This window comes from Methylobacterium aquaticum, assembly GCF_001043915.1.
GTDB lineage: Bacteria > Pseudomonadota > Alphaproteobacteria > Rhizobiales > Beijerinckiaceae > Methylobacterium > Methylobacterium aquaticum.
In genome coordinates this window covers 1-7,052 of the sequence record NZ_LABX01000192.1, presented here as the reverse complement: position 1 = coordinate 7,052, position 7,052 = coordinate 1, and the positions used below count along the sequence as shown (strand labels likewise).

General features: G+C 70.0%; 7 protein-coding genes. 4 read left to right on the top strand and 3 right to left on the bottom strand.

All coding sequences use genetic code 11. From position 1 onward, the window contains the following. The coding region (locus tag VP06_RS23370; RefSeq protein ID WP_048466196.1) for an SfnB family sulfur acquisition oxidoreductase at positions 1-1,186 on the top strand (1,186 nt) is incomplete at its 5' end. Between the two features lie 70 nt (positions 1,187-1,256). On the opposite strand, the gene VP06_RS23365 is transcribed toward VP06_RS23370, so the two are convergent. Both VP06_RS23365 and VP06_RS23360 read right to left on the bottom strand, forming a co-directional pair. Then, on the bottom strand, positions 1,257-2,654 hold the full coding sequence (locus tag VP06_RS23365) for a radical SAM protein (protein WP_197093268.1): 1,398 nt from the start codon (positions 2,652-2,654) through the stop codon (positions 1,257-1,259). A 586-nt stretch (positions 2,655-3,240) separates the two neighbouring features. Then, a complete protein-coding gene (locus VP06_RS23360; RefSeq protein WP_048466199.1) occupies positions 3,241-4,122 on the bottom strand; it encodes a YihY/virulence factor BrkB family protein in 882 nt (293 codons plus the stop codon). Between the two features lie 186 nt (positions 4,123-4,308). Here VP06_RS23360 and VP06_RS23355 point away from each other — a divergent pair, with 186 nt between their 5' ends. From VP06_RS23355 to VP06_RS36575, 3 genes are all read left to right on the top strand, one after another. Then, positions 4,309-5,199, top strand: coding sequence for a DMT family transporter (locus VP06_RS23355; RefSeq protein ID WP_048466194.1), 891 nt, complete (start codon positions 4,309-4,311; stop codon positions 5,197-5,199). A 53-nt stretch (positions 5,200-5,252) separates the two neighbouring features. Further along, entirely contained in the window at positions 5,253-5,576 is a 324-nt protein-coding gene (locus VP06_RS23350) for a hypothetical protein (protein WP_048466193.1), read from the top strand. Positions 5,577-5,711: 135 nt separating this feature from the next. Next, entirely contained in the window at positions 5,712-6,116 is a 405-nt protein-coding gene (locus VP06_RS36575; RefSeq protein WP_063928430.1) for a hypothetical protein, read from the top strand. A 164-nt stretch (positions 6,117-6,280) separates the two neighbouring features. Here the strand turns inward: VP06_RS36575 and fliP are convergent, their stop codons facing one another. Further along, on the bottom strand, positions 6,281-7,003 hold the full coding sequence (gene fliP / locus VP06_RS23340) for a flagellar type III secretion system pore protein FliP (protein ID WP_245291284.1): 723 nt from the start codon (positions 7,001-7,003) through the stop codon (positions 6,281-6,283). Positions 7,004-7,052 lie beyond the last annotated feature (49 nt).

Sequence of the window (7,052 nt, the reverse complement as noted above, 5' to 3'; positions counted from 1 at the left end):
GGCCGAGCCCGCCCACGTCATCCGGGACGACGGGGAGGCGATCCGGGTCGCCCACGATCTTGCCGCCCGGTTCCGGGAGGGCGCCTCGGAGCGCGACCGCACCGGCGCCCGTCCGCTGGCGGAACTCGACGCCTTCTCGCAGAGCGGGCTGTGGTCGATCAACGTGCCCCGGAGCCATGGCGGGCCCGAGGTGTCCTACCGGACGCTGGCGCAGGTCGTCGCCATCATTGCGGCGGCCGATCCGTCGATCGCCCAGATCGCCCAGAACCATCTCGGGATCGTCGCGGCGATCCGCACCGTGTCCGAGCCGGAGCAGCAGGCGGATCTGTTCGCGGCCGTGCTCTCCGGCATCCGCTTCGGCAACGCCTTCTCGGAGAAGGGCACGAAGCGCGCTGCCGAGTTCGAGACCCGGTTCACCGATCACGGCGACCACGTCGTCGTCCGGGGCCAAAAATTCTACGCGACGGGGGCGCTGCTCGCCCATCTCGTGCCGATCGTCGCGGTCGATGGCGAGGGCCGCCCCTGGTACGCCATCGCCGATCGCGACGCGCCGGGCCTGACCGTCATCGACGATTGGTCGAGCTTCGGCCAGCGCGGCACCGCCAGCGGCACGGTGCTGATCGACGACGTGCGGGTCGAAAAGAGCCGCCTGGTGCCGGCCTGGCGCGGCTACACGGCGCCGCGGGTCGACGGGGCGATCTTCCAGATCATCCAGGCGGCGATCGATGCCGGGATCGGGCGTGCCGCCCTCGACGACACCATCGCCTTCGTGCGCGAGAAGGCGCGGCCCTGGATCGATAGCGGCCAGGAGCGGGCCTCCGACGATCCCTACACCATCCGCGCCATCGGCGACCTGACGATCCGCCAGCACGCCGCCGAGGCCCTGCTCGACCGGGCCGGCCTCGCCATCGACGCGGCGGTGGCCGACCCGACGCCCGAGAGCGTGGCCGCGGCCCAGCTTGCGGTGGCCGAAGCGAAGGTGCTCACCACCGAGGTCGCGCTCGCCGCCTCCAACACCCTGTTCGAACTCTCCGGCACCCGCTCGACGCTCGCCGAGCACAATCTCGACCGGCACTGGCGCAACGCCCGCACCCATACCCTCCACGACCCGGTGCGCTGGAAGGTGGCGATCGTCGGCAACCATGCCCTGAACGGGATCAACCCGCCGTTCCACGCCTGGAGCTGACCGGGGCACCGGGGCGGGCCGGGAAGCCGGGAGTCGCGGACGGTGAGGGGGCGTCCCCTCGCCGATCCGGTCAGAGATCGTCGTCGAAGGTCGCGATCGGGATGCCGTCCCGGTTGAGGCTGTTATGCGTTCCGTAGCGGTTTACCGCGTTCCGGAACTGGCAGGAGCGGCAGAGCTCCGGCGGATCGTTCGAATTGATCCGCCGGCGCAGGCGGCGATAGCGCTCTCCGGTCCAGATCCCTTCCAGGGTGTCGTCGGTCAGGTTACCGATCTTCGCGCCCGGCACGCAGCAGGCCATGACGTCTCCGTTCGCCAGGACCGTCGCCGTTTCCCATGGCAGGAGGCAGGGCTGTGGACTTCCGGTGCCGGGGCGGTCGTGGAACTCCTCGCCGATATTGAGCTGCACGCCGAGCGTCGCGGCCAGGGCCATCGCTTCGCGGCGGATGCCGTTGAATCGCTGCGGCTCGTGGACGAGGGATTCCGCCAGCATCGGAGCGTGGTAGACCTCGAGGTGGCGACAGCCGATGGAATCGACGCCGGCTCGTGCGGCTCGCTCCACGAAAAGCGGCAACTCGTGGATGTTCGACCGCATCAGCGTGAATCCGAGGCTGATGACCATGTTCCGGTCCCGGCCGTGCCTCGCCCGCGCCTCGACCAGCCGCGCAGCGGCGTCGAAGATGGTGTCCAGGTGGGGGGCGCCGATCCGGATGGTCTGGTATGTCTCGTTGGTTGCGGCATCGATCGAGATGCTGACCGCATCGACCTTGGATGCCATGATCTTGGCGATGCGCTCATCCGTCAGGTAGGCGCCGTTCGTGTCGATGTGGACGGCGATGCCGAGGCCAGTGACGTAATCCAGTTCACCGGGTTTCTTGTGGTCGGCGAACAGGATGTCGCCGCTGTAATCGGTGAACATCCAGGTGATCTTGCCCGCCGCAACGAGGCTCTTGATCTCGTCCTTGATCGCGGACGACATACGGACCGCACGCTTGCGCGAATGCCGCGAGATGCAATGCGTGCAGTTCATGTTGCAGGAGGTGAGCGGGCTGTACAGCAATCCCGGCGGAGAACTCGCCACGGTCTCGGGCGAACCGAAGATCAGCTTGGCGTGCAGGCCGTTGGAGACGAACAGGCCATCCCGAGTGTGGAGCCCGCCATGGCCCGCGATCCGGTCCTCGCCGCGCGAGACGAAAGCCGTCGGCGAGTCGTGAACACCGGTCGACGGCGAGGTGAGCCTCAGGGCGAACAGGCGATCTTTGGAGTTCGGGACATTCTGAAAATAGACGTGATGGTGCTCGCCATCGATCAACTCGCCCGGCTCGATCGTACAGCGTGCCAGGGCATCCGTGGCGATCTCCGGCCATGCGGCCGAGCCGAAATGCCGCTCGTCGGCGGCAAGGAGCTCGACGACAATCGGAATCTCCTGGGGGCGGCCATAGATCCCAAAGCGGATCGAGACGCCGCTCAAGTAATCCTCGGGACAGCGAAGGAGTTGAACGACGCCACCGAGTCGGTCGATGGGGCCGCAGATCCGATGGTCTTGGCTCTCGTCGATCGGCTCGCGAGAGACGAACGCTTCGACAGGCGGCAATGTCGGTGGTCGTGAAGGGACAAAGGTCCGACGCATCGTCTCCGAGGCACGCGCGATGAACGATCGTCCCATATGCCCAATCATCGTGGCCGTCCTGGTGATCTGACGATGTGCTTGTCCGACTATGACGCTGGCTGCGGACCGTCACAGCCAAGGCCCCAGCCTGCATGATCGCTCCGGCCAGAGCGCTTCACGATGGCGTTGCAATCGCGAAGCTTCTCTAGCTCTTTGATTCTGCCGCATTTTCTACGACGAACCGGTATCCACTTCCTCGGAAAATGCTCTATCTCAGTGACCTTGAGGACACAACTCCCCGGTGTACAGGGATATCCGTGCCTCCATCCAGAGAGGCGCGCCTGGCAGGCGACGGACGATGCGATGCCGGCCGGACTCCACGCTGCGGCTTTGCTGTGAAGGAGTCATGCTTGAGGCTTTGGCATGATAAATCTTCTTCGAGGTATCCTTACATCAGCTTCACGGTGTCCCGCCGGCTCTGGGCCAGGGCCTGGAGGCGCCGGCGGCGGGCGGCGATCACCGTGCCGTTGATCTCGCCTCCGAACAGAAACATCGCGGCGAGCCAATAGACGAAGACCAGGAACACCATTGCGGTGGCGAGCCCGCCGTAGGTCGACACGTAGGCGCTGGAGAACCGGTCGAGGTACATCCCGAAGCCGAGGCCGGCGAGCACCCACAGGCACAGGGTCACGGCGATGCCGGGTAGCACCAGGGCGACCGGGCGGCGGCCGGCGGCGATGAACTTGTGGGCGATCACCAGCACGGTCGCGACGAGCAGCACCGTCACCCCCACCCGGACGACCGCGACCGTGAGGCCGAGCGGCTCCAGTCCCGGCACGACCAGCAGCAGCCCGCGCCAGACCAGCGGCCCCAGCACCACCAGGAAGGTGAAAGCAAGCATCGCGAAGGCGGCGCAGATGACGTAGCCGATCGATTCGAGGCGCGTGAGCCACCACGGCCGCACCTCGCGCAGCCCATAGGCCCGGTTGAGCCCGACCCGCAGGCTCTCGACTCCGCTCGACGAGAAATAGAGCGCCAGAACGGCACCGATGGTGAGGAGGCCGCCGCGCTGCTCGGTCAGCACCCGGTGGACCTCCGCGGCGATCGGCCCGGCCACCTCGCTCGGCCAGATCTCGAACAGCAGGTTGCTGGCCTCGTCGGCGAGCGACTTGGTGCCGAACACGCTGGCGAGCGCGGTCAGCAGGATCAGGAACGGAAACAGCGAGGTCAGGAGCGAGAGCGCGATGTGGCTGGCGATCGCCCAGCCGTCATGGGCGACGAAGCGCTGCGCCGCGATGGCGGCGATCTCCAAGGCGGTGCGGGGACGGATCACGGCGCGCGGGCTTTCGGCTGGACGTTCCGGCGGAATCGCCGTGTCAGGTAGAGCGTGGGCGCCGGTCGTGGGAAGGCGGACGGAGAGAAATCCGCTCCCCGCGTCCTTCCGGGCACGGGGAGCGTGCTTTTCCCGCGGCACCGGTTGCGTCACGGCCGTGCTCGTGCTCGTTGCGCAGGCATCATGAGCCGCCTCCTGACCGTGTCCGATGCTTCCTGGCCCGCCCGCCTGGCGCCCGGCCTGTTCGTCCTGATCTGGGCCACGGGCTTCGTCGTGGCGCGGCTGGTGGCGCCGCATGCCGATCCACTGACCTTCCTCACCGTGCGCTTCGGCCTCACGGCGATCGTGCTGACGGGCCTCGCCCTCGCGGTCGGTGCCCGATGGCCCCGGGGCTGGCGCGGCTGGCGCGACGCGATGGTGGCCGGGATCCTGATCCAGGGCCTCTACCTCGACGCGGTCTTCTGGGCGGTGCATCGCGGGCTGCCCGCCGGCATCGCCGCCCTGGTGGCGAGCCTCCAGCCGCTGCTGACCGCCGCGGTGGCCGGGCCGCTCCTGGGCGAGCGGGTCTCGGGCCAGCGCTGGCTCGGCATCGCCGTCGGCCTCCTCGGCGCCGGGCTGGTGCTGGCGCCCAAGCTCGGGACCTCGGGCGGCATCCCGCCGGAGGCCCTGGGGGTGTGCTTCTGCGGCACCATCGCCATCACCCTCGGCACCCTGTGGCAGAAGCGCACGGCCGCGGCCGTCGACCTGCGCACCAACGCCGCCGTGCAATTCATCGGCGCCGTGCTGCTCACCCTGCCGCTCGCGCTCCTCACCGAACGGGGCGCGTTCGACCTGTCGCCGCCGCTCCTCCTCGGCCTTGCCTGGGCGGTGCTCGGCCTGTCGGTCGGCGGCATCCTGATCCTGCTCGGGCTGATCCGCCGCGGGGCGGTGGCAGGCGTGGCGGCCCTGTTCTACCTCGTGCCGCCGGTCTCGGCCGCGATGGCCTTCGGGCTGTTCGGCGAGACCCTGGCGCCGCTCCAGCTCCTCGGCATGGTGGTGGCGGTCGCCGGCGTGGCGATCGCGAGCCGCGGTTAAGCCCGTGGTGGGAGTCGCGGGCCTAGGCTGAGGGCGATCCGGAGAAGACCCGCATGCTGCGACCCGCCCCGACCGCCGGCCTGATGACCGCGATGCTCGCCGCGAGCCTGATCGCCGCCGCCCCCGCGGCGGCGGGGGGCGATCCCAGTGCCCCACGCCCGGAGGCAGCCCTGTCCGGCTGGGTTCGCGCGCCAGAGGCGCCGGCCGCGCGGCCCCTGCGCCGGCCTCACCGCCCCGGCCTCGTCCCGTTCCGCGGCTCTCCGGTCCAGCCGGTCTCCTACGGCGAGACCGATGGCGCGGTCTTCCACGCCTGGCTGCCGCGCAACGCCAACGTGCCGATCTACAACGTCCCGCCGCCGTTCTTTCCCGAGCCCTGACGGGGGGCTCCGTAACCCTGGCGGGGCCTCCGCGAGCCCTTCCGGGGCCTGACCGACGCACCGGCACGCCGCCCTGGATCGAAGCGGGACGCCGGGCGTTGGACGTGGCGTGGATACCCGTCAGGGAGCCGAGCCGTGCCCGAGCCGACCGTGCCCGATGCGATCGCATCCCCCCGCGATCCCGCGCCGCCCCCGATTCCCACGTCAGGCGTGCCCGACCCGGATCGGCGCCGGATCGATCTCGCGGCGGCGGGGCACCCGGACCCTCTCGACGACGATGCCTGCGAGCACCTCGCCCGGGCCGGGCGGGAGGCCCTCGATGCCTGCCTCAGCCGGTTCACGCCCGAGCAGCGTGCCGCGTTCTGGCAGGCGATCGGCCGGTGCTACAACCGGCCGTACAATCCGGCGGAGGAGACGGCCGTGACCGCCCCCGCCGCGCTCGCCCCTCCGGCGGAGGCCGTGGGCCTTCCCGCTCCGCACGTGGTCGACGCCGTCCGGCCGGTTCTGGACGGCGCGTCGCCCGACGCCGCCCGGCGGTAACCCCGTCATCCGGGAGCATGGCCCGGGAGCATGGCCGACGAGCCCGTGCCCTGACGTCCCCGCTTTGGCGTCGCCCGGGAGGCGCCGTGCCGCCCGGTCTCGCCGGTGAGGCCGCGCCTGGCGCCGCCCGGTCCCCGTCCCGAGGGGAGGGGGGAGCGCGCGGATCAGCCACCGTAACTCTGCACCAGCGACCCCGCGACCAGGGTCCAGCCGTCGACCAGCACGAAGAAGATCAGCTTGAACGGCAGCGCCACGGTGGCGGGTGGCAGCATCATCATGCCGACCGACATCAGGATCGATGCCACCACGAGGTCGATGATCAGGAACGGGATGAACAGCAGGAAGCCGATCTCGAAGGCGCGGCGCAGTTCCGAGATCATGAAGGCGGGGGTCAGGATCTCGAGGCCGACCGCGTCCGGCGTCGCGGGCGTCGGGGCCCGGGCGAGGTCGAGGAAGAGCTTCAGGTCCTTCTCGCGCACGCTGCGCAGCATGAACGCCTTGAACGGCCGGCTCGCCCGCTCGAACGCCTGGCCCTGCTGGATCTGCCCGGCGAGCAGCGGCTCGATGCCGGTGCGGTAGGCTTCCCGCGCCGTTGGCGCCATCACGAAGGCGGTGAGGAACAGGGCCAGGCTGACGATCACGGCGTTCGGCGGCGCCGTCTGGGTGCCGAGCGCCGAGCGCAGGATCGACAGCACCACCACGATCCGGGTGAACGAGGTCGCCATCACCAGGACCGAGGGCGCCAGCGCCAGGACGGTGATGAGGGCGACGAGCTGCAACGCCCGCTCGGTGACGCCGCCGCTGGGACCGAGATCGACGGTCAGGCTCTGGGCCACCGCCGCCCCACCCGAGAGGAACAGCAGGGCCACCGCGGCGCGGCAGAGGATCGGGAGGAGGGGGCGGCGGTGGCCCAGAGCCTGACCGTCGATCTCGGTC